The 24,391-nt window shown below is 68.6% G+C and carries 25 protein-coding genes; 17 read left to right on the top strand and 8 right to left on the bottom strand.

The features are described from left to right. Positions 1 to 5: 5 nt before the first annotated feature. The 3 genes from ACWGO6_RS01515 to ACWGO6_RS01505 are packed head-to-tail and all read left to right on the top strand — an operon-like array spanning position 6 to position 2,872. On the top strand, positions 6 to 761 hold the full coding sequence (locus ACWGO6_RS01515) for a lysophospholipid acyltransferase family protein (protein WP_446724535.1): 756 nt from the start codon (positions 6 to 8) through the stop codon (positions 759 to 761). Then, complete coding sequence (locus ACWGO6_RS01510) at positions 727 to 1,884, top strand: NAD(P)H-dependent glycerol-3-phosphate dehydrogenase (RefSeq protein ID WP_136043782.1); 1,158 nt, start codon at positions 727 to 729, stop codon at positions 1,882 to 1,884. The genes ACWGO6_RS01515 and ACWGO6_RS01510 overlap by 35 nt, the downstream gene beginning before the upstream one ends. Beyond that, positions 1,790 to 2,872: a D-alanine--D-alanine ligase family protein gene (locus ACWGO6_RS01505; protein ID WP_452325665.1), complete on the top strand. Its 1,083-nt coding sequence runs from the start codon at positions 1,790 to 1,792 to the stop codon at positions 2,870 to 2,872. The genes ACWGO6_RS01510 and ACWGO6_RS01505 overlap by 95 nt, the downstream gene beginning before the upstream one ends. Before the next feature lie 21 nt (positions 2,873 to 2,893). Here the strand turns inward: ACWGO6_RS01505 and ACWGO6_RS01500 are convergent, their stop codons facing one another. Then, positions 2,894 to 3,379, bottom strand: a complete 486-nt coding sequence (locus ACWGO6_RS01500) for a DUF3515 family protein (RefSeq protein WP_136043786.1) — start codon at positions 3,377 to 3,379, stop codon at positions 2,894 to 2,896. A 23-nt stretch (positions 3,380 to 3,402) separates the two neighbouring features. Between ACWGO6_RS01500 and thiL the strand changes: the two genes are divergently transcribed. Further along, a complete protein-coding gene (gene thiL, locus ACWGO6_RS01495; RefSeq protein WP_452325664.1) occupies positions 3,403 to 4,398 on the top strand; it encodes a thiamine-phosphate kinase in 996 nt (331 codons plus the stop codon). Here the strand turns inward: thiL and rsmD are convergent. Continuing rightward, positions 4,368 to 4,982: a 16S rRNA (guanine(966)-N(2))-methyltransferase RsmD gene (gene rsmD / locus ACWGO6_RS01490; protein WP_136043789.1), complete on the bottom strand. Its 615-nt coding sequence runs from the start codon at positions 4,980 to 4,982 to the stop codon at positions 4,368 to 4,370. The two genes, thiL and rsmD, sit on opposite strands and share 31 nt — an antisense overlap. A 62-nt stretch (positions 4,983 to 5,044) precedes the next feature. Between rsmD and ACWGO6_RS01485 the strand changes: the two genes are divergently transcribed. The 6 genes from ACWGO6_RS01485 to mutM all read left to right on the top strand — a co-directional run bounded on the left by ACWGO6_RS01485 (position 5,045) and on the right by mutM (position 10,134). After that, positions 5,045 to 7,219: an ATP-dependent DNA helicase RecG gene (locus ACWGO6_RS01485; RefSeq protein ID WP_452325663.1), complete on the top strand. Its 2,175-nt coding sequence runs from the start codon at positions 5,045 to 5,047 to the stop codon at positions 7,217 to 7,219. Between the two features lie 27 nt (positions 7,220 to 7,246). Then, positions 7,247 to 7,744 carry a pantetheine-phosphate adenylyltransferase gene (coaD, locus tag ACWGO6_RS01480; RefSeq protein ID WP_136043793.1) on the top strand — a complete coding sequence of 166 codons (498 nt, stop codon included), beginning with the start codon at positions 7,247 to 7,249 and terminating at the stop codon, positions 7,742 to 7,744. Positions 7,745 to 7,814: 70 nt separating this feature from the next. Next, complete coding sequence (locus ACWGO6_RS01475; protein ID WP_452326100.1) at positions 7,815 to 8,363, top strand: YceD family protein; 549 nt, start codon at positions 7,815 to 7,817, stop codon at positions 8,361 to 8,363. A gap of 2 nt (positions 8,364 to 8,365) precedes the next feature. Then, a complete protein-coding gene (gene rpmF / locus ACWGO6_RS01470; protein ID WP_017830754.1) occupies positions 8,366 to 8,575 on the top strand; it encodes a 50S ribosomal protein L32 in 210 nt (69 codons plus the stop codon). 10 nt (positions 8,576 to 8,585) lie between these two features. Next, positions 8,586 to 9,278 (top strand): ribonuclease III, encoded by a 693-nt coding sequence (rnc, locus tag ACWGO6_RS01465; protein WP_136043795.1) that lies wholly within the window; start codon positions 8,586 to 8,588, stop codon positions 9,276 to 9,278. Further along, complete coding sequence (gene mutM, locus ACWGO6_RS01460; protein WP_136043796.1) at positions 9,271 to 10,134, top strand: bifunctional DNA-formamidopyrimidine glycosylase/DNA-(apurinic or apyrimidinic site) lyase; 864 nt, start codon at positions 9,271 to 9,273, stop codon at positions 10,132 to 10,134. Before rnc ends, mutM begins: the two co-directional genes overlap by 8 nt. A 39-nt stretch (positions 10,135 to 10,173) precedes the next feature. On the opposite strand, the gene ACWGO6_RS01455 is transcribed toward mutM, so the two are convergent. From ACWGO6_RS01455 to ACWGO6_RS01440, 4 genes are all read right to left on the bottom strand, one after another. Beyond that, positions 10,174 to 11,496 carry an ABC transporter permease family protein gene (locus ACWGO6_RS01455; RefSeq protein WP_136043797.1) on the bottom strand — a complete coding sequence of 441 codons (1,323 nt, stop codon included), beginning with the start codon at positions 11,494 to 11,496 and terminating at the stop codon, positions 10,174 to 10,176. Next, entirely contained in the window at positions 11,493 to 12,188 is a 696-nt protein-coding gene (locus ACWGO6_RS01450) for an ABC transporter ATP-binding protein (RefSeq protein ID WP_136043799.1), read from the bottom strand. The genes ACWGO6_RS01455 and ACWGO6_RS01450 overlap by 4 nt, the downstream gene beginning before the upstream one ends. A 101-nt stretch (positions 12,189 to 12,289) precedes the next feature. Continuing rightward, entirely contained in the window at positions 12,290 to 13,369 is a 1,080-nt protein-coding gene (locus tag ACWGO6_RS01445) for a GNAT family N-acetyltransferase (RefSeq protein ID WP_136043801.1), read from the bottom strand. Positions 13,370 to 13,430: 61 nt separating this feature from the next. Continuing rightward, positions 13,431 to 13,712 carry a hypothetical protein gene (locus ACWGO6_RS01440; RefSeq protein ID WP_136043803.1) on the bottom strand — a complete coding sequence of 94 codons (282 nt, stop codon included), beginning with the start codon at positions 13,710 to 13,712 and terminating at the stop codon, positions 13,431 to 13,433. Between the two features lie 526 nt (positions 13,713 to 14,238). Between ACWGO6_RS01440 and smc the strand changes: the two genes are divergently transcribed. The 3 genes from smc to ACWGO6_RS01425 are packed head-to-tail and all read left to right on the top strand — an operon-like array spanning position 14,239 to position 19,256. Beyond that, on the top strand, positions 14,239 to 17,784 hold the full coding sequence (smc, locus tag ACWGO6_RS01435; RefSeq protein ID WP_452325662.1) for a chromosome segregation protein SMC: 3,546 nt from the start codon (positions 14,239 to 14,241) through the stop codon (positions 17,782 to 17,784). Positions 17,785 to 17,838: 54 nt separating this feature from the next. Continuing rightward, complete coding sequence (gene ftsY / locus ACWGO6_RS01430; protein ID WP_136043805.1) at positions 17,839 to 18,711, top strand: signal recognition particle-docking protein FtsY; 873 nt, start codon at positions 17,839 to 17,841, stop codon at positions 18,709 to 18,711. A 44-nt stretch (positions 18,712 to 18,755) separates the two neighbouring features. After that, entirely contained in the window at positions 18,756 to 19,256 is a 501-nt protein-coding gene (locus ACWGO6_RS01425; protein ID WP_452325661.1) for a DUF2004 domain-containing protein, read from the top strand. A 36-nt stretch (positions 19,257 to 19,292) separates the two neighbouring features. Here the strand turns inward: ACWGO6_RS01425 and lipA are convergent, their stop codons facing one another. Further along, positions 19,293 to 20,282, bottom strand: a complete 990-nt coding sequence (gene lipA, locus ACWGO6_RS01420) for a lipoyl synthase (RefSeq protein ID WP_136043809.1) — start codon at positions 20,280 to 20,282, stop codon at positions 19,293 to 19,295. Beyond that, positions 20,279 to 20,932: a lipoyl(octanoyl) transferase LipB gene (gene lipB / locus ACWGO6_RS01415; RefSeq protein ID WP_136043812.1), complete on the bottom strand. Its 654-nt coding sequence runs from the start codon at positions 20,930 to 20,932 to the stop codon at positions 20,279 to 20,281. Before lipB ends, lipA begins: the two co-directional genes overlap by 4 nt. A gap of 94 nt (positions 20,933 to 21,026) precedes the next feature. Between lipB and ACWGO6_RS01410 the strand changes: the two genes are divergently transcribed. The 4 genes from ACWGO6_RS01410 (at position 21,027) to ffh (ending at position 24,390) form a co-directional block, all read left to right on the top strand. Continuing rightward, on the top strand, positions 21,027 to 21,614 hold the full coding sequence (locus tag ACWGO6_RS01410; RefSeq protein WP_452325660.1) for a TetR/AcrR family transcriptional regulator: 588 nt from the start codon (positions 21,027 to 21,029) through the stop codon (positions 21,612 to 21,614). 64 nt (positions 21,615 to 21,678) lie between these two features. Continuing rightward, the gene (locus ACWGO6_RS01405) at positions 21,679 to 22,314 is read left to right on the top strand and encodes a hypothetical protein (protein WP_452325659.1); all 636 of its coding nucleotides are present in this window, start codon (positions 21,679 to 21,681) and stop codon (positions 22,312 to 22,314) included. Further along, positions 22,311 to 22,817, top strand: a complete 507-nt coding sequence (locus ACWGO6_RS01400) for an RNA polymerase sigma factor (protein ID WP_136043816.1) — start codon at positions 22,311 to 22,313, stop codon at positions 22,815 to 22,817. Before ACWGO6_RS01405 ends, ACWGO6_RS01400 begins: the two co-directional genes overlap by 4 nt. 13 nt (positions 22,818 to 22,830) lie before the next feature. Then, a complete protein-coding gene (gene ffh, locus ACWGO6_RS01395; protein ID WP_136043817.1) occupies positions 22,831 to 24,390 on the top strand; it encodes a signal recognition particle protein in 1,560 nt (519 codons plus the stop codon). Position 24,391 lies beyond the last annotated feature (1 nt).

The raw sequence follows: 24,391 nt of genomic DNA, 5'->3' as shown, positions 1-24,391 counted from the left end.
GCCGGATGGCACGGCGGTCGGCGGAGACGACGCGACCGAGCGTCTTCTGGCCGCTCGCCGCACTGGTGATCCCGCCGGTCGCGCTGATCGCGAAGATCCGCGTCTCCGGCGGCGAGAAGCTCCCGCAGGAGGGGTCGTTCATCCTCGCGCCGAACCACTATTCGGAGTTCGATCCGCTCATCGTGGCGGTCGCCGTGTGGCGGATCGGTCGTGCGCCGCGGTTCATGGCGAAGGAGAGCCTTTTCAAGGTCCCCGTCCTCGGGTGGTTCCTGCGTCGTACGGGCATGATCCCGGTGGCACGCACCTCTTCCGCGGCATCTGCGCGGCAGACGATGAAGCAGTCCGAGGAGCTGGTGGAGCACGGTCGCGGAGTCATCGTCTATCCCGAGGGAACCCTCACACGTGACCCCGACCTGTGGCCGATGCGCGGCAAGTCCGGTGCGGTGCGTCTGGCCCTCGCCGACGGCATCCCCCTGATCCCGATGGCGCAGTGGGGTACCCAGGAGATCATGGGGCGCTACCAGAAGGGCCTGAGCCTCTGGCCGCTGCGCAAGCCCGTGCGAGTGCTCGTCGGCGATCCTGTCGACGTGTCGGACCTGCGCGGACGCGCGGGCGAACCGGCGGCGCTCACCGAGGCGACGAACCGGCTGATGAACGCGATCACGGCGCTCCTGGAAGAGCTGCGTGACGAGAAGGCGCCGGCCGAGCGCTGGAACCCGGCAAGCCATGGGCAGAAGGAGACCGGACGCCTTGACTCCTAAGAGAACAGCGCCTGTCGGGCCGCGCGTCACCGTCATCGGAGCCGGCAGCTGGGGGACGACTTTCGGCAAGATCCTCGCCGACGGCGGCGCCCAGGTGACGATGTGGGCCCGCCGCGCCGAGCTCGCGCAGGAGATCAACGAGGCCAAGCGCAACTCCCGCTACCTGCCCGGCATCAATCTTCCCCGCACGATGGCCGCCACTCATGAGCTCGCGACATCGCTCGACGGCGTCGAACAGGTTTACCTGTCGGTGCCCAGCCAGTCACTGCGCGAGAACCTGAAGGCGCTGCGTCCGCTGCTCGCCGACAGCGACACCAAGGTCATCAGTCTCATGAAGGGTGTCGAGCGCGGCACCGGATTGCGCATGAGCCAGGTGATCCAGCAGGAGCTCCGCTGCGACCCCGACCGCATCGCCGTGGCGTCCGGCCCGAACCTCGCGCTGGAGATCGCCCGCGAGCAGCCGACCGCCGCCGTGATCTCCTCGCGCAGCCAGGAGACGGCCGAGATCGTCGCGCGTGCCGCTCGCAACAGCTATTTCCGCACGTTCGTGAACACCGACGTGATCGGCACCGAGTTCGGTGGAGTGCTCAAGAACCTGATCGCGGTCGCCATCGGCATCGTCGATGGCGTGGGCTACGGCGAGAACACCAAGGCGTCGATCATCACGAGAGGTCTCGTCGAGATGACGGACTTCGCCGTGGCGAACGGCGCGCATCCGGAGACGCTGCAGGGGCTCGCCGGCCTCGGTGACCTGATCGCCACCTGCCAGTCGCCCCTGAGCCGCAACAACACGGCCGGGCGCCTGCTCGGGCAGGGATACAGCTTCCAGGACGTCGTGAAGCAGATGCAGCAGACGGCGGAGGGGCTGGCATCGGTCGCGCCGATCCTGCAGCTCGCACGCGAGGCCGAGGTCGACATGCCCATCGTCGAGCAGGTGAAGATGGTGCTCGACGGCAAGATGGATCCGCGAGACATCGCACCCCACCTGACGACGGACGACGACACCCCGCAGGGTGAGAGGACCAACCATGGACAAGCAGACGGTGGTGGTGCTCTTCGGCGGGCGCTCCAGCGAGCATTCGATCAGTTCCGCAACGGCGGGGGGCGTGCTGGGCGCGATTGATCGCGACCGCTACACGGTGATCCCGGTGGGGATCACCCGCGAGGGAGCCTTCGTCCTGGAAGACGACGATCCCGCGAAGTTCCCGCTGGACGCCGCACACCTTCCCGAGGTCGTCGACAACGGCACCCGCGTGTTGTGGCCCGAGCCCGGTGGCGACCGCACACTGCGCGTCGTGCAGGTCGACGGCTCCGTCGAGGGCTTCGGCGCCGTCGATGTCGTGCTCCCGATCCTGCACGGGCAGCACGGCGAGGACGGCACCATCCAGGGGTATTTCGACACACTTGAGGTGCCGTACGCCGGTGGCGGTGTCCTCGACTCCGCCCTGTGCATGGACAAGCACTTCATGAAGATCGCCCTCCAGGCCGCGGGCATCTCGGTGGCGCCCTGGGTGACCGTGCGCCGCGCGGACTGGGATCGCGATTCAGTGGACATCCGCGCGCGTGCCGCCGCCCTCGGCCTGCCGCTGTTCGTGAAGCCGGCTCGTGCAGGCTCGAGCGTCGGCGTGTCCAAGGTCGACGTCGCCGAGGAACTCGATGCGGCACTGGCTGTGGCGTTCGCCGAAGACGACAAGGTGCTCATCGAGACCGGTGTGAGCGGCCGCGAGATCGAGGTCGCCGTGCTGGAGACCGCCGAAGGCGTGCGTGCCTCTCTTCCGGGGGAGGTCGTGCTCACCTCGCGCGGGTTCTACGACTTCGAGGGCAAGTACCTCGGCGGTGACGGCGTCGACGTCGTCTGCCCGGCCGAGGTGAGTCCAGACGAGACCGCGGCCATCCAGGAGGCGGGCCTGCGCGCGTTCGAGGCTGTCGACGGCCGGGGACTCGCCCGCGTCGACATGTTCCTGACCCCCGAGGGCGAGCTGGTCGTCAACGAGCTCAACACGATGCCGGGCTTCACGCCGATCTCGATGTTCCCGAAGTGTTGGGTGGCATCCGGCCTGAGCTACGGCGAACTGATCACCGAGCTCATCGAGGCGGGTCTGCGCCGCTGACGTCGGCGCCTCCGCCCGCGGTCAGCTCGCGGGGAACTCGACGCGGTCGGTGCACTTCGCCGTCGCCGGCGCCAGTCCGGACTGGATGCTCGTGGAGATGGAGTCCACGATGGACTGGAAGTCGACCTGCTCGCCGCGACGGATGTTGACCTCGACGGCGGGCTCGCGCCCGTAGGTGACCAGGCGCTGCCGCTCCTCCTCCTGCTCGAGGACCAGCCAGTCCACACCCCCGAGTGTCGTGCAGACGAGTGCGGAGGGGGCGGGCGGCTCGACGCCGCAGCGCAGCGCGACCGTGGTGGGCTCTCCCCACGCTCCGGTGGCCTGAGCATCCGTCCAGACCCGGTCGAAGCCGCCGACGCTGTCCGGCAGCAGCACCGAGACCGAGGCGCAGGCCGGATCGTTCGCATCATCGGCCGGCTCGAGGTGCACGGTCGTGGAGCATCCGGCGAGGGCGGCGGAGAGGATCACCGCGCCTGCGAGGGCAGCGAGGCGACGGGAACGGAGCATGCTTCCAGGCTACCTTTGACAGCATGCCCTCCCGACCCGATGCCGATGATCCGCGCCTGGGCGATGTCTCCGAAGGACGCATCCTGCAGGCGATCCTGACCCGCACCGCGCCGGCCGCGCACACCCTGATCGGGCCGGGGGATGATGCGGCCGTGATCGCGACGCCGTCGGGCAGCGTGGTGGCGACGACCGACACCCTCGTGCACGGACCCGACTTCCGCCTCGCGTGGGCCAGCGGGTACGACCTCGGCTGGAAGGCCGCGGCCGTGAACCTGGCGGATGTCGCGGCGATGGGGGCCCGGCCGACGGCACTCCTGGTCGCGCTTGCCGTTCCGCGGGATCTGCGTCTCTCGTTCGTCGAGCGTCTCGCCGACGGCTTCCGTGACGCGTGTGACGCTTTGGCGCCGGGCTGTGCCGTGGTCGGCGGAGACCTCACGGTGTCCGATGTGCTGACCATCGCGGTGACGGCACTCGGGGATCTCGAGGGTCGCGCTCCGGTCACCCGCAGCGGTGCTCGTCCCGGTGACGTCGTCGCCGTCGCCGGCGAGCTGGGCCACGCTGCACACGGGCTCGCCGTGCTGTTCGGACGTTTCCGCGACGGCGACGTCCCGGTGCCGGTCGATGTCGCGCAGTTGGCCGCGGGGGAGTCCGCTGCTGTGGCCGCGCAGCTGCGCCCCTCGCCCCCGATCGGTCTCGGCACGGTGGCGGCGACGGTCGGCGCCACGGCGATGATGGACATCTCCGACGGGCTCGCTCTCGATGCGCGCCGGATGGCGGCGGCATCCGGAGTCACGATCGCTCTCGACCGGGCGGCGCTGGGCACAGATCCGGAGCGGGCGATCGCCGGGGGAGAAGACCATGCACTGCTCGCGACGTTCCCCGAGGGACTGCTCCCGCCCGGGTTCCGCGTGATCGGACGGGTCATCCCGAGCGGCGACGACGATCTGCTGTGCGACGGACTTCCCGTCGACCTCAGCGGATGGGATCCCTATCGGGACTGGGACTCTGTCTCCGGCTGACCATCCGATGACGAGCTCTCGTCCGCCGCGGGCTCCGCCCACCAGAGCGTGGTGTCGCCGTAGGACTTCTCCCGGAACAGCTCCAGACCCGCGGCGCCGAAGTCCGGAGGCGTCGAGCGGCGTGCTCGTTCCACGACGACGACCGCGTCCGCGGACAGCAGCGGGGCGAGGGCGACGAGGTCGGCCGTCATGGTCGCGTCGTCGAGGTCGTATGGCGGGTCGGTGAAGACCAGATCGAAGGGGCCGGTCGCGCGCTGCAGGAACGCATGGACCGTGCCCTCATGCACCCGACCGGCCGACACGCCACCGGCCTTGGCGACGACGGCGGCGTTGCGGCGGACGATGGCCGCAGCCGGGCGGCCGCGCTCGACGAGGTCCGCGCTGACCGCACCCCTGCTGAGCGCCTCGAGGCCCAGGGCGCCGGAGCCGGCATACAGGTCGAGGACGCGTGCGCCGCTGATGGCGCTCAGCGCCTCCAGCGCCCCGAAGAGCGACTCCCGGACGCGGTCGCTGGTCGGTCGTGTGCCGGCCCCCGGCACTTCCAGCCGGGCGCCCCTGGCAGCCCCTGCGATGATCCTCGTCACCACTTCACGATACGACAGCGCGAGTGCCCGGCGGTGTCGGTCGCGTTCCCTAGACTCGGAGCATGTCGCTCACGCTCGATTCCTCGTTGGAGGATGCGCTCGGTGCGGCGTCTGCCAAGACGCTCGGACGCGCTTTCGGCATGCAGAACGTGGGCGACCTGCTCTCGCACTACCCGCGGCGCTACGCCGATCCGGGTGAGCTCACCCCGATCCGCGACCTTCCCCTCGGCGAGACGGTGACCATCGTCGCCGAGGTCCTGTCGTCGAGCTTCCGACGCATGCGCAATCGGCCGGGGGCGATGGTCGACGTGGTCATCGGCGATGGCATCGGGCGGATGTCCCTCACGTTCTTCGCGAAGAACGTCGGGGCGGCGGAGTGGCGTTCCAAAGACCTCGCCGTCGGGCGCCGCGGCGTGTTCTCCGGCAAGGTGGGGGAGTTCAACGGCGTCACCCAGTTCGCGCACCCCGAGTACGAGCTGTTCGACGATGAGGATTCCGCCCGACGGAGCGCTGATGCGCGTGCGGCGGTTCCGATTCCGATCTATCCCGCGACCTCGGCGATCCAGACATGGCAGATCGCTCGACTCATCGGTCGGGTGCTGGACGATCTCGAGAGGGTGCCCGACCCGCTCACGGCCGAGATCAGGGAACAGGAAGAGCTGCTCACCGCCGACGAGGCACTCGAGCGGATCCATCGCCCACGCACGCGCAATGACATCGATCCGGCGGTTCGCACCCTCCGCATGCACGAGGCGCTCACGCTGCAGACCGCGCTCCTGCAGCAGCGCGATGCGGTGCGCGCGCTCTCCGCGACGTCGAGGCCCGCTCGGCCGGGCGGCCTTCTCGAGCGGTTCGACGCCGCGATGCCCTACACGCTCACGCCGGATCAGGAGACCGTCGGGGCGCAGATCGCCGCAGATCTCGTCGGCTCATGGCCGATGAACCGGCTGGTTCAGGGTGAGGTCGGTTCCGGCAAGACGCTGGTCGCGCTGCGAGCGATGCTGCAGGTGGCCGAGAGCGGCGGACAGGCGGCGCTGATCGCTCCGACAGAGGTGCTGGCCGGCCAGCACCTGCGCTCGATCGCGAAGATGCTCGGTCCCGACCTCGCCCCACAGCTGATGCCGACACTGCTCACGGGCCAGCTTCCGGCCGCGGAGCGACGCAAGGCTGCGCTCCGGGTCGCGTCGGGTCAATCGCTCATCGTCGTCGGCACGCACGCGCTGCTCGGCGAGAAGACGACCTTCGCCGACCTCGGCCTCGTCGTGGTCGACGAGCAGCACCGGTTCGGCGTCGAGCAGCGGGAGGCCCTCCGCGCGAAGGGGTCGAGTCCCCACGCGCTGGTGCTCACGGCGACCCCCATCCCGCGGACGGTGGCGATGACCGTGTTCGGCGACCTCGACACCTCCGTCATCCGCACGATGCCGGCAGGTCGCGCGGGCATCGAGTCGTTCGTCGCCCCGCTGGCCGAGCACCCCGGATGGTTCAACCGCGTTTGGGAACGCGCTGCCGAGGAGATCGCCCAGGGGCGGCAGGTGTTCGCCGTGTGTGCGGCGATCGACACGACGAAGAAGACCGCGGAGCCGGCTGATCCCTCCGCTCTGGTGCCGGAGGGTGCATCCGGTCCCCGTTGGGGTGTGGTGCAGCTCGACGAGGCGCTCGCGACCCATCCCACTCTCGGCGGCATCCGTCGCGCGGTGCTCCACGGCCGGATGCCGTCCGATGAGAAGGATGCCGTGATGCAGGCCTTCGCCCGGGGAGACATCGACCTGCTGCTGGCCACCACGGTGATCGAGGTCGGCGTCGATGTCCCGAACGCGTCCACGATGATCGTGCTCGACGCCGACCGATTCGGCGTCTCCCAGCTGCACCAGCTGCGGGGGCGCGTGGGTCGCGGCGGTGTCCCCGGGCTCTGCCTGCTGGTCACCGAGGCCGAGTCGGGCTCGCTCGCTCGAGACCGTGTCGACGCCGTCGCGGCGACGCTCGACGGTTTCGCTCTCGCCGAGGTCGATCTCGAGCTGCGGGGCGAGGGCGACGTGCTCGGTGCGGCGCAGGCCGGCGTCCGCTCGTCGCTCAAGCTGCTGCGCGTGGTCAAGGATGCGGGTCTCATCACCCGCGCCCGTGAGGTGGCCGAGACGATCCTCGCGGCCGACCCGACGCTCCAGCAGCACCCGGGTCTTCATGACGCCATCGCGCGGCGGGTGACCGATGAAGATCGTGCGGCGCTCGCGAAGAACTGACTTCCGTTCCTGCCCTAGGCTGGTGGCATGAGCAGCCGGATCGCCGTCGTCCCGGGTTCCTTCGATCCGCCGACCCTGGGTCATCTCGATGTGATCCGCCGGGCAGCAGCCCTGTATGACGAACTGCACGTACTGGTGGTGCACAACCCCGGCAAAGAGGCGATGCTCCCGATCGCGCAGCGGCTTTCTCTCCTCGAGCGGTCGATCGCCGAAGACGGCATGCCGGGCAACATCGTGATCGGTTCGTGGAGCATGGGACTCCTCGTCGACTACGCGCGCGATGTCGACGCTGGCGTTCTCGTGAAGGGCATCCGCTCGCAGATCGACGTCGCCTACGAATCGCCGATGGCGATCGTCAACCGCCATCTCGCCGACATCGAGACCGTGTTCCTCCTGCCGGATCCGTCTCACGCGATGGTCTCGAGCTCACTGGTGCGTCAGGTCGCCTCGCTCGGCGGCGACGTGACACCGTTCGTTCCTCCCGCGGTTGCAGACTTCCTCGACACCGGTGGGCGCGGCATCTGAGTCCTCCTCGAGGACGACGGTCAGCCCGGCCGCAGGTGCAGCCGAGTAGCATGGAACAGTGCGCTCTCGAATGAACGGCCCTTTCGTACTCCCCGTCCGTGACATCGTCCGACGTCCGGGAGAGATGCGGGAACACGAGTTCACCGTGGCTCTCAAAGAGACGTGGGGGGAGGGAATCGTCACCTTCGAAGCGGGCTCGGACATCGATCTCGATGTGCGCCTTGAGTCGGTCCACGAGGGCATCCTGGTGTCCGGAACCGCCGATGCGGAGTACGTCGGAGTGTGCGGCAGATGCCTGATCGACATCGCCCGGCCCGTCGAAGTCGAGTTCCAGGAGCTTTTCGCGTATCCTGGTGAGGAAGAAACTGACTTCGAGGTTCAAGACGACCGCGTGGATCTTGAAACTCTCGTCAGGGATGCGGCCGTATTGTCGCTTCCTTTTCAGCCGGTGTGTCAGCCGGATTGCCCGGGTCTCGACCCGAAAACGGGTGAACGACTGGCCATGAGCACCGGAACGGAGCAGGTGGCTCCCATCGATCCTCGGTGGAGCGCGCTCCAGAACATCACAGACCAAGACGGCACGGAAGAATCTCGTGCCGCCGAGAAAGAAGAGAGCTAGTCATGGCTGGTAACCCCCCGAAGCGCAAGGTTTCCCGTTCGAACACCCGCTCGCGCCGCGCGCAGTGGAAGGCGGCTCCCGTCGCCCTTGTGAAGACCATCGAGAACGGCCAGGTCGTCTACAGCCGTCCCCACCAGGCGAAGGTCGTCACCGACTCGCAGGGCACCGAGCTCTTCCTCGAGTACAAGGGCCGCAAGGTCGCCGACGTCTGAGTCGCGTACCGTGACGGAGGTCCCCGGGGGGACGAGACCTCTCCCAGATAAGCTCCGCGTCGATATCGACGCGGAGCTTCTGGAGTTGGCCCTCACCCACCGCTCCTACGCGTACGAGCACGGCGGGATCCCGCACAACGAGCGCCTGGAGTTCCTCGGCGACTCGGTGCTGGGTCAGGCCGTGACGGTGATGCTCTTCACCACGCACCCCGACCTCGACGAGGGGGAACTGGCGAAGCGGCGCGCGAGCGTCGTCTCCACCGTCGCTCTCGCGGAGGTCGCTCGCGGCATCGATCTCGGCAGTCATCTGCTGCTGGGACGCGGCGAGGAGCAGACCGGCGGTCGGGATAAGGATTCGATCTTGGCCGACACGATGGAAGCCGTGATCGGCGCCACGTATCTGTCGGCCGGCCCCGAGGCCGCCACAGCGCTCGTGCTGCGGTTGACCAAGCCTCTGCTCGCAGATCCGGAACGCTACGGCGCGGCCATGGACCCGAAGACCAGCCTGCAAGAGCTCGCCGCTCGCGTCGGCGCGACGCCTCCGCAGTACTCGGTGGAGGCGAGCGGCCCGGATCACGACCGCCGCTTCACCGCCACGGTGTCTGTCGGCGACGTCAGCATGACCGGCCGCGGCAGCAGCAAGAAGACGGCTGAGATGGCGGCGGCCCTCAGCGCCTGGCGCACGCTCAGCGAGCGTGCCTGAGCTTCCCGAGGTCGAGGTCGTCCGGGCCGGCCTCGAGCCGGCCGCCGTCGGTTCCCTGATCACCTCGGTCAGCGTCTTCGATGAGCGTGCGCTCACCCGCCACACGGCCGGTGCCGCCGATTTCGTCGGCAGGTTGGAGGGGAGGAGCTTCACCGCGGCTTCCCGCCGCGGAAAGTTCCTCTGGCTCCCGCTCGACGATTCCCGGTCGGCATTGATCGCACATCTCGGCATGAGTGGACAGATGCTGCTTCGGGCCCCGACCGCCGGTGCGGAACGGCACGAACGCGTGCGCATCGGCATCGAGCACCCCGCGCACGGCGAACTGGCCATCGTTTTCGCCGACCAACGCACCTTCGGTTCTCTCGCCGTCGACGCTCTGATCGACGACGGGGAGTCGCCGATCCCGACGCAGGTCGCGCACATCGCGCGTGATCCCCTGGACGAGAAGTTCGACGACGCGGCGTTCCGCGCGGCTCTCGCCCGACGCGGCAGCGCGATCAAGCGGGTCCTCCTGGATCAGGGTGTCGTGAGTGGGATCGGGAACATCTATGCGGACGAGTCCCTCTGGGCGGCCCGCATCCATCCGGAGACACCGGCGAATCACCTATCCTCCCGGGCGGTCCATCGCCTGTTGGCGGAGGTGCGGATCGTGCTCGCGAAGGCACTGGCCGAGGGCGGGACGAGCTTCGACGCGCAGTACGTCAACGTCAACGGGCAGGCGGGTTACTTCGCGCATTCTTTGAATGCCTACGGCCAACAGGGCAAACCCTGCCCGCGCTGCGGAACGGCTATCGTGCGCGAGAGCTTCATGAACCGGGGCTCGCACTTCTGCCCGTCCTGCCAACGACGCCGCTGACCTGCTTCCGACGGAGCGGGTCGACGGCGTCGAGGTCGGTCACGCCGGCTGGAACGCTCCACGGAGCAGCGGACGGGTCGCCCAGGTGCTCGCCCAGACGGTGCCGATCCCCACAGCGACCACGGCGGCGATCGTGAGGAGCGAGAGCGGTGCCGTGATCAGGGCGATCCCGATCAGGGGGATCACGAGGACGGCCGCGACCAGCGCCGAGCCGATCGCCGTCACCAGTAGCGGTGACATGATCGCACGCCTCCGTGCGCGGTCCACGGTGTCCAGCGGCATGCCCAGATGGTGGAGGCTGCGGTGCAGCTCGCGCTGATCGAGCACGTCGGACGCCTGGTTGACTCCGACGGATGCCGCCACCATGAGGAACGAGCCGATCAGGGTGATGATGAGCCCGGTGCGGATGTCGCCGGCGAGGGCGAAGTCGGACTCCGACGCCTCCGGCCCCGTCATCACGTTCATCAGTGCCACGCCCGTGCCGGCGAAGACAGCCATGAAGCTCGCCATCGCGATGCCGCCCACCTGCCGCCACGCGGCTTTCGGGGAGTCGAGGACAAGGCGTGCGGCGAGCAGCCGTTCCGGCTGTTCGGCGCGGCGAAGCTGGCGTGTCGCCGTCACCTTGAGGACCCACGGACCGACGACGTTGAGTACGGCGAGCGCGGCGGCGAAGAGCCCGGCCAGGACGACGATGGTCGTGACCAACCCGCCGATGGAGGGGAAGACCTTGATGAGCACCACGGCGATCGCGATGGCGCCGGCCGCGATCAGTGCGCGGATCCAGTGCACGTTGCTGGTCGTGGCACGGGTGCGGACTCCGAGCGGGGAGATCACCACACGACGAAGGCCGACGACCGCACTCGCCGAGGCGAGGAGGAGCACACTCGCGAGAACCATCGCGATCTGAGCCGGGGGCAGCACGACCGCGCCGAAGCCGAGTGCCTCACCGCGGAACGGGATCAGCCCGATGAGCGGACTCAGCGCGAGGTGGCCGACGACACCGGCGAGGGCTCCGACTGCGGCCACCAGAACGGACTCGGCGACGGTGGCGACCGTGACCCCTGCGGGGGAGACCCCGAGCAGACGCAGGGTCGAGAGGCGCTCATCTCGTCGCCGGGCAGAGAGTCGGGCGGCTGCGCCGCCGAGCGACATCAGCGGAACGACCAGGAGGACGAGCGCGATCGCAGCTAGCGCCTGGTAGACGGGGGCCTCAGGATCGGTCCAGCCCCAGAACGACTGGGCGCCGCCGATCACCGTCAACACCAGGGTGGTCACCACGCCGAACGCGACGACGGGAAGGGCGAGAACGCTGTTCTGCCCGGGGGCGGGGCGCAGCAGCAGCACGAGGACGTTGCGGTTCACGCGGCCACCGCCGAGGAGACGATGCGTCCGTCGCGGACGGCGATCGTGCGAGTGCAGCGACTGGCGACCTCGGGGTCGTGGGTGACCACGACGAGGGTCCGACCCTGGCTCGTGGTCGACCACAGCAGGGCGTCCATGACCTCGGACGACGTGCGCGAGTCGAGTGCGCCGGTCGGTTCATCGGCGAAGACGAGCTCCGCGCCGGTCGCCTGCGCGCGGGCGATCGCGACGCGCTGTGCCTGACCGCCGGAGAGCTCGCCGATCCGGCGGTCCTCCATGCCCGCGAGTCCGAGCGCGGCCAGCCAGGACGCCGCGTGCTGGATGGCATCCTGCCTACGGATGCCGTTGATCATCGAAGCGAGGGCGACGTTCTCCACTGCCGTCAACTCCGGGATGAGCAGTCCCTGCTGGAACACGAATCCGAACCGCTCACGGCGCAGACGGGAACGCGCGGACTCGTTGAGCGCGGTGATCTCGATCGGAGCGCCCTCTGCGGGGCGGAAGAGGACGCTGCCCGCATCGGGTGCGGTGATTCCGGCCAGTACGTGCAAGAGGGTCGTCTTGCCCGAACCCGAGGCGCCCATGATCGCGACGGACTCGCCGCGGTGGATCGCGAGATCGACTCCGGCGAGAGCGCGCGTCATCCCGAAGGTCTTGGTCAGGGCATGGGCTTCGATCACGGGGATGTTCATATCTCCACTTTCGTCACCGCGCCGGCGAGTGTCGTCGCTCCGGCGGATGAGGATGCGGACCCGGCCTCATCCTCCAGAATGAGATCGGGTCCGCACGCCCATCAGAGCTTCTTCTGCCACGCTCCGGCGTACGAGACCGGACGGAAGCCGATCTTCTCGTTGATGCTGAGCATGGGGCGGTTCTCCTCCGCATTGAACGTGGAGACGACGGGCGATTCCGGCATCAACTCCTGCCACCGGAGAAGGTTGACGCACTTCACGACCGTCCCGAGCCGATGGCCTCGGTGGTCTTTCGACACCAGGGTGCCGTACTGATGGGTGACGCCGGTGCGGTCGGTCCCGATCAGCAGCTCGTTGTAGGCGACGATGTCCCCGGTGGGGACGTGCTGCACGGCCACGACCGAGACGACGCGCCCGGACTCCATGATCCGTGCATCTCGCCGCGCCACGCGATCCGCATCCCACACCTCAGCGACGAAGTCCATCTCGCCGCTCGGGGCGTCCGTCGACAGCCGCGCGAGAATGTCGGCGTATCCCGCGCGCAGTTCCGGAGGCGTCGGAAGCATCCATTCAAGGGTGCGGTACTCCGAACCGGCGTGAGCGTTCGCCTCCGCCAACGCCGTGCGCAGAAGCGTCGGGTCGGAATGCAGGTCGAACTCGCTGTTCCGTTCGACCTGCTCGAGCGTGTACCCGGCGGATTCGGCGAGATCGCTCAGGGGTGTGGCCGGAATCCGGCCCCACCCCGTCCGCGGCTCGAGCATGCGCTCGGCTTCCTCCGGCCGGTGCAGGCTCCACAGCTGCACGACGCTGCGACCGCGCGCCCGGGCCTCGTCCTCGGCGTGCGCCAGCAGCGCATTCTCGATTCCGCGGCCCCAGTTCGCCTCGGGCACCAGCATGTCGATCTCGCCGGCGTTCGCCTCCTCCTCCTGCGCGAAGGAGATGGTCACCATGCCGACGATCTCGCCGTCGACGCGGGCGACGAAGCCGCGGTCCAGCGAATCGGTGTCGTCCTGCCAACCAGGCAGGACCTGTGCGGCCTCCAGAGCGAGTCCGGGAAGTCCGACCTGCTCATCACAGATCTGACGGTTGAGCTCGCCGTATGCGCGGAACTCCGCTGCCGTGTCGTCGTCGATCGAGGCCGGCACGATCAGGGGAGTGATCGTCGGTTCAACGATGGTCATGTCAGTCCTTACTGTGGGGGTTCAACGGGAAGGGGGGATCGTCGTCCGCTGGTTCCGAGAATCAGCGGATCCCGCGCTGCAGGGCGAATGCCGTGAGGACGCCCAGTTCATGCTCGGCGCGGCGACGCTGTTCGGTGATCAGCAGTTCCGCCGACTCGATGTGCACGGTGCGACGTTGCCGCCGCGGGCGCTGCGATCGCTGGAGCAGCCAGAGGCCGATCCGGAGGGAGATGCGATCTGAGAGCGCCAACCGGCGGAGCTCGTCGTCGCGGGGGATCTGGAAGACCTCGCGGTCCTCGGTATCGGGCGGGTGGGTGATGTTGCGGCGCAACGTGGTGTTCACGAGAGAGTCCTTTGAAAGAGGTGAGGGAGTGCAAGAGCGGGAGGCGTCGCGCGCCGGTGGGGCGCGTGACGCGTGGGTGCGAGAGTCGGCAGCATTCGGGCCACGGGACGTGGACGCCGAAGGCGGCGAGATCCGTGATCCGGACGCGGATCAGAGGGTGGGGCGCGGGTGCACCGACCGGAGAAGGCCCACTACGGGCCGAGATTCTCGGGGTGCGCTGCTACGAGAGCGCGCTGAAGCGGACGCCGGCGGTCACCGAGAACGCAGGGCGCGGCGCGAAGTGCGCTGGCGCTTTGAGGCCAGTGGCCTGTGCGTTGAGCTGAATCATCATCATCGGTAACCTCCTTTCGTGCGTCGATCCGGAGGACACGGTAGCGAACTCCGTCGGGCAGCGTCAAGCATTTTCCTCTCCCACGGCGTGTCGCCGAGCGGTACCGGTTCGATGAACGCCCGCGCGGGATGACGGCTGAGGCCCGGGATTCCGGTAGCGTAGCGGCGTGATTCTCCCCGGACGAGCGGTGCCCGCATGCATCTGAAGAGCCTGACGCTCAAAGGGTTCAAGTCGTTCGCGCAGCCGACGAGCTTCGTCTTCGAACCCGGCGTGACCTGCATCGTCGGTCCGAACGGATCCGGCAAGTCGAACGTCGTCGACGCCCTCGCCTGGGTGATGGGTGAGCAGGGCGCGAAGACGCTCCGCGGCGGCAAGATGGAGGACGTCATCTTCGCGGGTACCTCGACGCGGGGCCCTCTGGGGCGCGCCGAAGTGCAGCTGACGATCGACAACGCCGACGGCGCCCTCCCGATCGAGTTCGCCGAGGTGACGATCAGTCGCACGCTGTTCCGCAACGGGTCGAGCGAGTACGCGATCAACGGCGAAGGATGCCGACTCCTCGACGTCCAGGAGCTGCTCAGCGACTCCGGACTGGGTCGGGAGATGCACGTGATTGTCGGCCAGGGGCGCCTCGACACGGTGCTCCAGGCTTCTCCGGAAGACCGACGAGGCTTCATCGAAGAGGCGGCGGGAATTCTCAAGCACCGCCGCCGCAAGGAGAAGACCCTTCGCAAGCTCGACGCGATGGAGGCGAACCTCACGCGTCTCAGCGACCTGGCGGGGGAGATCCGCCGTCAGCTCAAGCCACTCGGTCGCCAGGCCGAGATCGCCCGGGAGGCGCAGACGATCGCTGCCGTCGTGCGAGATGCGAAGGCGCGGATCTTCGCGGACGACGTCGTCGCGTTGCGCACCGCCCTCGCCGACCACACCCGCACAGAGCACGAACGCCACACGGAGCGGCTCGTCCTCTCCGACCAGGCAGAGACGGTGCGAGCGAGCATCGCGCGGCTCGAACAGGATCAGAACTCGGTCGCCGTCGATCAGGCTCGGAGCGTGGCCTTCGGTCTGGAGCAGGTTCAGGAGCGTATGCGCGGGTTGTACACGCTCGCGAACCAGCGCCTGGCACTGCTCGGTTCCGAAGACGACGACGCCGCCGTCACCGCCGTCACGGTGACCCAGGCCGCGATCGACGAGGCGAAGGAGGAGATAGACGTGATCTCCGCCGGCCTCGGCGACGCGCAGGACGCCGCCGCGTCAGCGAGCCGGGACGTCGTCCATGCCCGGGCCGAGCTCGACACGCTCGATGTGGACATCGCCGAGCAAAGTGCGCTCGTGTCGGAGTACGACATGCGTCTCTCGGCGCTGCGCGGTACGGCCGACGCCGCGGCATCGGCTCTCGCCGCCGTGCGCGGCGCGGTGCTTCGCCAGGAGAACGCACTGGAGGCGGCGAACGCGCGCAGGCGCGAGGAGGCCGAGGCGCTCGAGGCGATCGACGATGCCGAAGCGCCCGAGGGCACCGCCGTCGAACACGCAGCGGCCTACGACAGTGCGCAGCGGGCGGCGACGGCCGCGGAGGCCGAGCGGGAGACCCTGCGGGAACGGCTGCACGCGGCTGAGCGCGAGGTCGACTCACTGACCGCGAAGGCCGCAGCCCTGAGCAGTGCTCTGGCGCTGTCGGGCGGCGCCGCCGAGATCGTCAAGGCCGGCGGTAAGGGCGTTCGCGGACTCGTCGGAGACGCCGTTCAAGTCCGCGCCGGCTTCGAAGCGGCCATCGCCGCTGTGCTCGGCCCGCTCACCGAGGGCGTACTGATCGACACCGCCGCCGATGCGTTCGCCCAGGCGGCGGAGGCGGCCGAGAACCGCCGGGGAGTCGTCGACTTCGTCGTCGCCGACGCACTGCGTCCGGAGTCGGTGGCTGCTCCCATCGAGGGGGTCACACCCGCGGTCGAGACCGTGACGGCCCCCGATGGTGTGCTGGGCATCCTGTCGCACGTGCTGATCGCGGACGATCTGGATTCCGCCCGTGCCGCGCGCACCGCGCTCGACGATGCAGGGGATACATCGACGACGATCGTGACGGTCGGCGGAGACGTGATCACCGCCCAGACGCTGCGCACCGGATCCGGGGGCGAGCGATCTCGTCTGGAGCTCGCGGCCGAGCGGGATGCGGCGGCCGAGCGGCTGGCAGAGATCCAGATCGTGGTGGACTCGCTGCGCGAGGCGCGTGAGGACGCGAACGAAGCGGTCGAGACGACCAGACGACAGGCCAAGGACGCGCTCCGCGCACTGCGCGAGCACGACGCGGCCCTCGCCACCCACGCCGAGCAGGTGAACCGGGTCACCGTCCGCCACGAATCAGCGGTGGCCGAGTGCGAGCGACTGGAGACCGGACTCGCACAGGCGCAGGCCGCGGTATCCGATGCCGAGGCGAAGGCGGAGACGGCCAAGGCAGCGCTGGACGAGGCGATCGCGGCTCCGCGTCCCGTCCTCGACGCCTCTGCGCGAGACGGGCTGCTCGAAACACTGGAGCTGGCGCGCGAGGGCGAGGTGCGGGCGAGGCTGGAGATCGAGACGCTGCGTGAACGCGTGCGTGCGGCTCAGGCGCGGGTCACGAGCCTCGAACGGCAGCGCGAGCAGGAGCGCGACGCCGCGGCCGAAGCGGCGCGGCGAGCGGTCATCCGTCGTGCCCAGCGCGAAGCGGCGTCGGGCGTCGCGGAGGAACTGCCGCGAATCCTCGATTCCCTCGACCGATCGGTCACCGAGGCCCGTGTAGCCCTGGCAGAGGCGGAGGCCGCGCGTTCGGCCCAGAACGAGGAGCTCGTCGGGCTCCGCGCTCAGGAGTCGTCGCTGCGGGAGCGCCTCGCGGGTCTGACCGAAAGCGTGCACGGCCTCGAGCTGCAGATCCACGAGAAGAAGCTGCACCTCAACAGTCTGCTCGAGCGCGTGTCGTCGGAACTCTCCCTCGACGAAGATATTCTCGTTGCGGAATATGGCCCGGATCAGCTGGTACCTCGTGATCCGGGAGTCGAACCCCCGGCGGGTGAGCTGCTCGACGACACGGCGATCCCGTTCGATCGTCGCATCCAGCAGCGCCGGCTGGCCGACGCCGAGCGCAAGCTCGCCCAGCTCGGACGCGTCAATCCGCTGGCGCTCGAGGAGTTCGCGGCGCTCGAGCAGCGCCACGCCTTCCTCACCGAGCAGCTGGCCGACCTCACGCAGACGCGCCAGGACCTGCTGACGATCATCGCCGACCTCGATGAGCGCATGCAGACCATCTTCGCGAGTGCCTTCGAAGACACGAAGGAGGCTTTCGGCCAGGTCTTCCCGCTGCTGTTCCCTGGCGGCACGGGGAGCATCTCCCTGACCGATCCCGAGAACATGCTGACCACCGGCATCGAGGTGTCGGTGCGCCCCGTCGGGAAGAAGATCGAACGGCTGTCGTTGCTCTCCGGTGGGGAGCGTTCACTCGCCGCGGTCGCCCTGCTCGTGGCGATCTTCAAGGCGCGGCCGAGCCCGTTCTACATCCTCGACGAGGTCGAGGCCGCGCTCGATGATGCGAACCTGGGTCGCCTGCTCACGGTGTTCGAGCAGCTGCGCGAGAGCTCGCAGCTCCTGATCATCACGCACCAGAAGCGCACGATGGAGATCGCTGACGCCCTCTACGGTGTCTCGATGCGCCAGGACGGCGTGTCCGCGGTCGTGGGACAGCGTGTGGGGGATCGCGCCGCAGCTGCCGTCTGACCCGCCTCGCTCGGGGAGGCGTTGTTCGGCCCGCGCTACCCGTAGGCTGGAGGGATGGCGGAGAAGTCCTGGTCTCTCGGTCGCGCACTGCGCGGCATGTTCGTCAAGCCCACCATCGATGAGACGACGTGGGAGGACCTCGAGACCGCCCTCATCACCGCGGACTTCGGCCCCGACATCAGTGAGCGCGTCGTCGACGAACTTCGGGCCAAGGTCGACAAGTACCGCACGACCGATCCTCGCGACCTCCAGCGCATGCTCCGCGAGACTCTCGAGGAGCACTTCGCGAAGTTCGACACGACGCTCAAGCTCACGGAGCGTCCGGCAGTCGTGCTGGTCGTCGGCGTCAACGGCGTCGGCAAGACGACGACCATCGGAAAGTTCACGAAGTTCCTGCGTGGGTACCAGCGCAGCGTGGTCGTCGGCGCCGCGGACACATTCCGTGCGGCAGCTGTCGATCAGCTCGCCACCTGGGCGCAGCGCGGGGGAGCGGCGATCGTGCGCCCGCAGCAAGAAGGGCAGGATCCCGCATCCGTGGCCTTCCAGACCGTCGAGTACGCCAAGCGCGAAGGCATCGAGATCGCGATCATCGACACCGCCGGGCGTCTGCACACCAAGGGCGGGCTCATGGACGAGCTCTCCAAGGTCAGGCGCGTCATCGAGAAGCAGGCTCCCATCAGCGAGGTGCTGCTCGTCCTCGATGCCACGACGGGCCAGAACGGCGTGATGCAGGCCGAGGCTTTCCTCGAGCACGCGGGCGTCACGGGCCTCGTCCTCACGAAGCTCGACGGGTCGGCCAAGGGCGGGTTCGTGCTCGCTGTCCAGGAGCGCACGGGCATCCCGGTCAAGCTGCTCGGCCAGGGCGAGGGAATCGATGATCTCACCGGATTCACCCCCCATGTGTTCGTCCAATCGCTGGTCGGTTGATGACGGGACTACCGCAGTGAGCACGAGGCTGGTTTCATAGCGTTATGGCGATCGAACACGACTACTTCGGACTCCTGTCCTCGGGCCCCGACGGCTCGATCTTCTGGTCGGAGACCGTCGAGCTCGGAGACCAGAGCGTCACCGTCGATCTGACCGCTCCGGACCAGGACGACGTGTCGTCGGACGCACTGGACATCGCCGCGGGTCTGATCGCCGGACTGGAGAACGTCGACGACACCGCACGTCGCGGCATGCTCGCCGAGGTCGATGACCGCACGAGCGAGGTGACCGAGTACATCCTCCAGCAGCAGGAGGCATACGGCGATGATCTCCCCGAGGTCCTCGTCGATGTGTCGGGGGATGCGGCCGTGGACATCATCCGCTCGCTGCGACTGATGAGCATGACGATCCTCGCCGACGAGCACGGCGGCTCGGAGCCGTTCGCCGTCCTCGAATATGCCCTGGACGACAGCTCATCCGATGATGTCCTGCTCGTGAACCTCGGCTCGGACGGCACCGTGCAGTCGGTGATGAGCGCCGACTGAGCCGCCGCCCCGGGGCGCACCCGGGACGGCGGTCGATCAGACGGCCTGCGCGAACCCGAGGTCGGCGCTCTCCGCGATGTGCGACAAGTGCTCGGGGATCTCTCGTCCCTTGGACACCATCGACTGCGCCCACAGGCGTCCCGCGCGGTACGACGACCGCACCAGGGGGCCTGCCAGCACGCCGAGGAAGCCGATTCGCTCCGCCTCCTCCTTGAACTCGACGAATTCCGCCGGCTTCACCCATCGCGCGACCGGGAGGTGGCGCGGCGTGGGTCGGAGGTACTGCGTGATCGTGATGATGTCGCACCCGGCCTCGTGCAGATCGTTGAGGGCCTGGACGACTTCCTCCGGCTCCTCGCCCATGCCGAGGATCAGGTTCGACTTCGTGATCAGTCCGGCGTCACGTGCCTGGGTGAGGACGTTCAGGGAGCGCTCATAGCGGAACGCGGGCCGGATTCGCTTGAAGATGCGGGGCACCGTCTCCACGTTGTGGGCGAACACCTCGGGGCGGGCGTCGAAGATCTGGCCGAGGAAGGCAGGGTCGGCGTTGTGCTCGTTCGCCAGCAGCTCGACTCCGGTGTTCGGGTTGAGTTCGTGGATCTTCCGCACGGTCTCCGCATTGAGCCAGGCGCCGGTGTCGGGCAGGTCGTCGCGGGCGACGCTTGTCACGGTGGCATAGCGCAGGTTCATGCGGGCCACGCTTTCGGCGACGCGGCGAGGCTCGTCGGTGTCGTAGGCGTCGGGCTTGCCCGTGTCGATCTGGCAGAAGTCGCACCGACGGGTGCACTGCGAGCCGCCGATGAGGAACGTCGCCTCGCGATCCTCCCAGCACTCGTAGATGTTCGGACAGCCGGCCTCCTGGCAGACCGTGTGCAGGTCCTCGCTCTTCACGAGGGAATGCAGTGCCGTGTACTCCGGGCCCATCTTCGCCTTGGTCTTGATCCACTCCGGCTTGCGTTCGATCGGCGTCTCGGCATTCCGGATCTCGAGACGGAGGAGCTTGCGCCCCTCGGGGGCGGCGGTCATGCGCGTGCTCCCGCCAGTGTCGTTCCAGCGTACTCGACGATGAACGCCTCCCGCACGGCATCGACGATGTCGACCGGGGAGACGCTCGACCCCGTCACCTCGCTCACCGTCGTGACCCCGGCGTCAGTGATGCCGCACGGGATGATGCCGCGGAATCCGGCGAGGGAGTTGTCGCAGTTGATCGCGAAGCCGTGCATGGTCACGCCCTGTTGGACGCGCACGCCGATCGCCGCGACCTTGTCCTCCGACAGCGGGCGGCGCACCCACACGCCGCTCCGGCCGTCGACCTGGTACCCCTCGACGCCGAAGGGTCGCAGCACATCGATCAGAATCCGCTCGAGTCGGCGCACATGCGCGACGACGTCGATGGGCTCGACGAGTCGGACGATGGGGTATCCCACCAGCTGGCCGGGGCCGTGCCAGGTGATCTTGCCCCCGCGGTCCACGTCGATCACGGGGGTGCCGTCCTGCGGCCGCTCTTGAGGCTCGGTCCGCTTGCCCGCGGTGTAGACGGCCTCGTGTTCGAGGAGGATCAGCGTGTCCGGACGGCTGCCCGCGACCACGTCGGCATGGACGCGTCTCTGCAGCTCCCACCCTTCGACGTACGGCACGGGTGTCGGAGCGAACCCCGGAGTGAGGATGTCGAGCATCACGCTCTCCTTCTCTATAAATGGACTGAGGGCAACAATACTCCTCGGTTGGTCACCGAGGGGCCTTCGGGCCGCGCCGCGGTAGCGTGAGGGCATGAATTCCACCGGCAGGGCGGGGCGCCCGAAGGCGTCGTCGCGAGAGACGCTCGCTGAGGCGGCGTGCGAGCTCTTCCTGGAGCGCGGGTACGAGGCGACCTCGGTGGCGGACATCACCCAGCGCGCCGGGGTGAGCCGGTCGAGCTTCTTCAACTACTTCACATCGAAGAGCGACGTGCTCTGGTCCGGCATGGACGAGCGCATCGGCGAGGCGATCCGGTCGCTCGGCGCGCTGGGGGGTGGGGCATCCGGCGATACGGTGCGCCGGATCCTGCTGCTCGTCGTGCACGGCTTCGAGCCGGACCCGCTCGCCCTCGCGCTCCGCAACGCCACGGCGATGGGATTGCAGGATGAGCTCGTGCGGGACACGGGGCTCCGCCTGGCGAGGCTGTCCGATGCCGTGGCCGCCGCGGCGCGAACTGCGGGGATCGACGTCATCCGTGCCGACATCCTCGGCGCGGCCTATGCCGCAGCGGTGTTGTCGGCCCTGCGTGTCTGGGCCGAGCAGGGTGCGGGGCGAGGAACGCCGGAGGCGGTGTTGCACGACGCGCTCCAGGTGATCAACGACCTTCCCTGGCGAGAGTGACTCCGCGGACGAAACGTCGCGAACCGGACAGGTCATGAGTGAACCCACCCCTGAGGAGGAACTCATGATGCGAGACCATCTGGACGAACTGCTGGCGTCGTCGGCCCCGGCGCCCCACGCGGCGATCGAACCGGCGGACCTGCGCGCGATGCTCGCCGAAGCGAAGACCGTCGTGCGTCCGCCACGGAAGAAGCGTCGCACCGCGGTGCTGAGCGGAGCGCTGGGGCTCCTCCTCGCCGGCGGTGCGGGTATCGCGACCGCGTCGTCGGATTGGCTCTGGAATGCGGGGCTGGAAAACCCTGACCGCAGCTACTCCTACACGTCACCCACCTGGGGCGAGTGCGAGATCCGTTACAGCGGTTGGGATACACACGACCCGCTCACGCAGTCCCAGGTCGATCGGATCATCGACGAGTGGTTCGCGAACACGGACGTCGAGGCGGCCGCAGCACCCTACGTGGCGGAGTATCTCGCCGCCGTCGAGGCGGACATGGCCGGCTCGGAGGAGGCGACCTCGGATCCTCGGGCGGCCGACCTGAATGCGTGGCGGGCGCACGATCAGGCCCTCTCCATGGCGCTCTACGAGGAGCTGAAGGCGAACGGCTTCGACACCGGACGCGGTGACCTGGAAGGCTCGGACGCGCACAGTCAGCTGCACTGCGAGGGTGAGGACTGGGGCGGCGAGGGTGGTGCGCTATGAGCCGGCACCCGGAGGACGCGGCGCTCATCGCTGTCTTCGAGGCGAACGCGTCGGACCTGCTCGCGTACCTGTCTCGACGAGTCGGCCCTGACGACGCCGCAGACCTCCTGGGGGAGACCATGGTCGTCGCGTGGCGGCGAGTCCGCCAGCTTCCGACCGACTCGGAGCGTGCACGCATGTGGCTCTTCGGCGTCGCGCGCGGAACGCTGCTCAACCACGCACGGGGGGAGCGGAGGCGGTGGGCACTGGCTGACCGCATCCGCTCCCACACCGCGGAGGAGCTGTCAGCGGCACCGGCCGATACCGGTAGCGAGGTGCGCGACGCCATCGCTCGACTCGACCCCGACCTGTCCGAACTCGTCCGTCTGGTGCACTGGGACGGCTTCTCGCTGACGGATGCGGCGGAGCTGATGGGTATTCCTGCCTCGACGGCGCGAGGGCGCTACCAGAGGGCGAAGGCGGAACTCCGTGCCGCGCTGAGTGTGGAGGCTCCACTCGCGTAGAATCGACAGCACCATGGCTACCTTTGGCACGCTCTCCGATCGACTCACCGAGACCTTCCGCAACCTGCGCACGAAGGGAAAGCTCACTGCTGCCGACGTCGACGGCACCGTGCGCGAGATCCGTCGCGCTCTGCTCGACGCCGACGTCGCGCTCGTCGTCGTCAAGGAGTTCACCGCGAAGGTGCGCGAACGCGCCCTCGGTGACGAGGTCAACAAGGCGCTGAACCCCGCGCAGCAGGTCGTGCAGATCGTCAACGAGGAACTCGTGCAGATCCTCGGCGGCGAGCAGCGGCGTCTCCAGTTCGCGAAGACCGCGCCGACCGTCATCATGCTCGCGGGTCTGCAGGGTTCGGGTAAGACGACTTTCGCGGGCAAGCTCGCTAAGCAGCTCGAGGGGGAGGGGCACACTCCCCTCCTGGTCGCGGCCGACCTCCAGCGCCCGAACGCCGTCAACCAGCTGCAGGTGGTGGCCGAGCAGGCGGGTGCCGCGGTCTACGCGCCCGAGCCCGGCAACGGCGTCGGCGACCCCGTGAAGGTCTCGCGCGAGGGCGTCGAGTACGCGCGCCGTCAGCAGCACGACGTCGTGATCATCGACACGGCGGGTCGTCTCGGCGTCGATGCCGAGCTCATGAAGCAGGCCGCCGACATCCGCAAGGCCGTCGACCCCGATGAGGTCCTGTTCGTCATCGACGCGATGATCGGTCAGGATGCCGTGAACACGGCGAAGGCCTTCCAGGAGGGCGTCGACTTCACCGGCGTCGTCCTCTCGAAGCTCGACGGCGACGCCCGCGGTGGTGCGGCGCTGTCGGTGGCTTCGGTCACCGGCCGCCCGATCATCTTCGCTTCGACGGGTGAGCGTCTCGAAGACCTCGAACCCTTCCACCCGGACCGCATGGCGAGTCGCATCCTCGACCTCGGCGACATCCTGACCCTCATCGAGCAGGCCCAGCAGGCCTTCGACGAGGAAGAGGCCATGAAGATGGCCGAGAAGCTCGCCACCGAGGCCTTCACCCTCGAGGACTTCCTCGACCAGCTTCAGCAGATGAAGAAGATGGGTTCGATGAAGAAGATGCTCGGGATGCTCCCGGGCATGGGGCAGATGAAGCAGCAGCTCGAGGACTTCGACGAGCGCGAGATCGACCGCACCGAGGCCATCATCCGTTCGATGACGCCGGGGGAGCGTCGCAACCCCAAGGTGCTTAACGGCTCGCGTCGTCTGCGCATCGCGCGCGGTTCCGGCATGACCGTCACCGACGTCAACCAGCTCGTCCAGCGTTTCGAGCAGGCCGCGAAGATGATGAAGACGGTTGCGCGCGGTGGCACCCCGAACATTCCCGGCATGGGCGCGGTACCCGGGATGGGCCGCCCAGGAGCCTCCTCGAAGCGTGGCAAGAAGGGCAAGGCATCGAAGGGCTCCCGTTCGGGCAACCCGGCAAAGCGTGCGGCGGAGAACGCGGGGATCACCGCGACCTCGACGCCGACCGGCTCCGGCTTCGGCCTCGGCGGAGGCGCGGGTCAGGCGCCGAGCGAAGCGGACCTGGCCGAGATCCAGAAGCTGTTCGGCAAGGGCTGAG

The sequence above is a fragment of the Microbacterium sp. NPDC055665 genome (genome assembly GCF_053618035.1).
The sequence above is the reverse complement of the archived record's forward strand: the minus strand, read 5'-3'. Positions and strand labels throughout refer to the sequence as shown.

Coding starts and splice junctions, on each gene's coding strand:
- ACWGO6_RS01475 (WP_452326100.1), top strand. CDS start 7,815: ATGAACGGCCCTTTCGTACTCCCCGTCCGTGACATCGTCCGACGTCCG.
- lipB (WP_136043812.1), bottom strand. CDS start 20,932: ATGCTCGACATCCTCACTCCGGGGTTCGCTCCGACACCCGTGCCGTAC.
- ACWGO6_RS01500 (WP_136043786.1), bottom strand. CDS start 3,379: ATGCTCCGTTCCCGTCGCCTCGCTGCCCTCGCAGGCGCGGTGATCCTC.
- ACWGO6_RS01400 (WP_136043816.1), top strand. CDS start 22,311: ATGAGCCGGCACCCGGAGGACGCGGCGCTCATCGCTGTCTTCGAGGCG.
- ACWGO6_RS01515 (WP_446724535.1), top strand. CDS start 6: ATGGCACGGCGGTCGGCGGAGACGACGCGACCGAGCGTCTTCTGGCCG.
- smc (WP_452325662.1), top strand. CDS start 14,239: ATGCATCTGAAGAGCCTGACGCTCAAAGGGTTCAAGTCGTTCGCGCAG.
- rpmF (WP_017830754.1), top strand. CDS start 8,366: ATGGCTGGTAACCCCCCGAAGCGCAAGGTTTCCCGTTCGAACACCCGC.
- lipA (WP_136043809.1), bottom strand. CDS start 20,282: ATGACCGCCGCCCCCGAGGGGCGCAAGCTCCTCCGTCTCGAGATCCGG.
- ACWGO6_RS01410 (WP_452325660.1), top strand. CDS start 21,027: ATGAATTCCACCGGCAGGGCGGGGCGCCCGAAGGCGTCGTCGCGAGAG.
- coaD (WP_136043793.1), top strand. CDS start 7,247: ATGAGCAGCCGGATCGCCGTCGTCCCGGGTTCCTTCGATCCGCCGACC.
- ACWGO6_RS01445 (WP_136043801.1), bottom strand. CDS start 13,369: ATGACCATCGTTGAACCGACGATCACTCCCCTGATCGTGCCGGCCTCG.
- ffh (WP_136043817.1), top strand. CDS start 22,831: ATGGCTACCTTTGGCACGCTCTCCGATCGACTCACCGAGACCTTCCGC.
- ACWGO6_RS01505 (WP_452325665.1), top strand. CDS start 1,790: ATGGACAAGCAGACGGTGGTGGTGCTCTTCGGCGGGCGCTCCAGCGAG.
- thiL (WP_452325664.1), top strand. CDS start 3,403: ATGCCCTCCCGACCCGATGCCGATGATCCGCGCCTGGGCGATGTCTCC.
- ACWGO6_RS01425 (WP_452325661.1), top strand. CDS start 18,756: ATGGCGATCGAACACGACTACTTCGGACTCCTGTCCTCGGGCCCCGAC.
- ACWGO6_RS01405 (WP_452325659.1), top strand. CDS start 21,679: ATGATGCGAGACCATCTGGACGAACTGCTGGCGTCGTCGGCCCCGGCG.
- ACWGO6_RS01510 (WP_136043782.1), top strand. CDS start 727: ATGGGCAGAAGGAGACCGGACGCCTTGACTCCTAAGAGAACAGCGCCT.
- ftsY (WP_136043805.1), top strand. CDS start 17,839: ATGGCGGAGAAGTCCTGGTCTCTCGGTCGCGCACTGCGCGGCATGTTC.
- ACWGO6_RS01485 (WP_452325663.1), top strand. CDS start 5,045: ATGTCGCTCACGCTCGATTCCTCGTTGGAGGATGCGCTCGGTGCGGCG.
- ACWGO6_RS01450 (WP_136043799.1), bottom strand. CDS start 12,188: ATGAACATCCCCGTGATCGAAGCCCATGCCCTGACCAAGACCTTCGGG.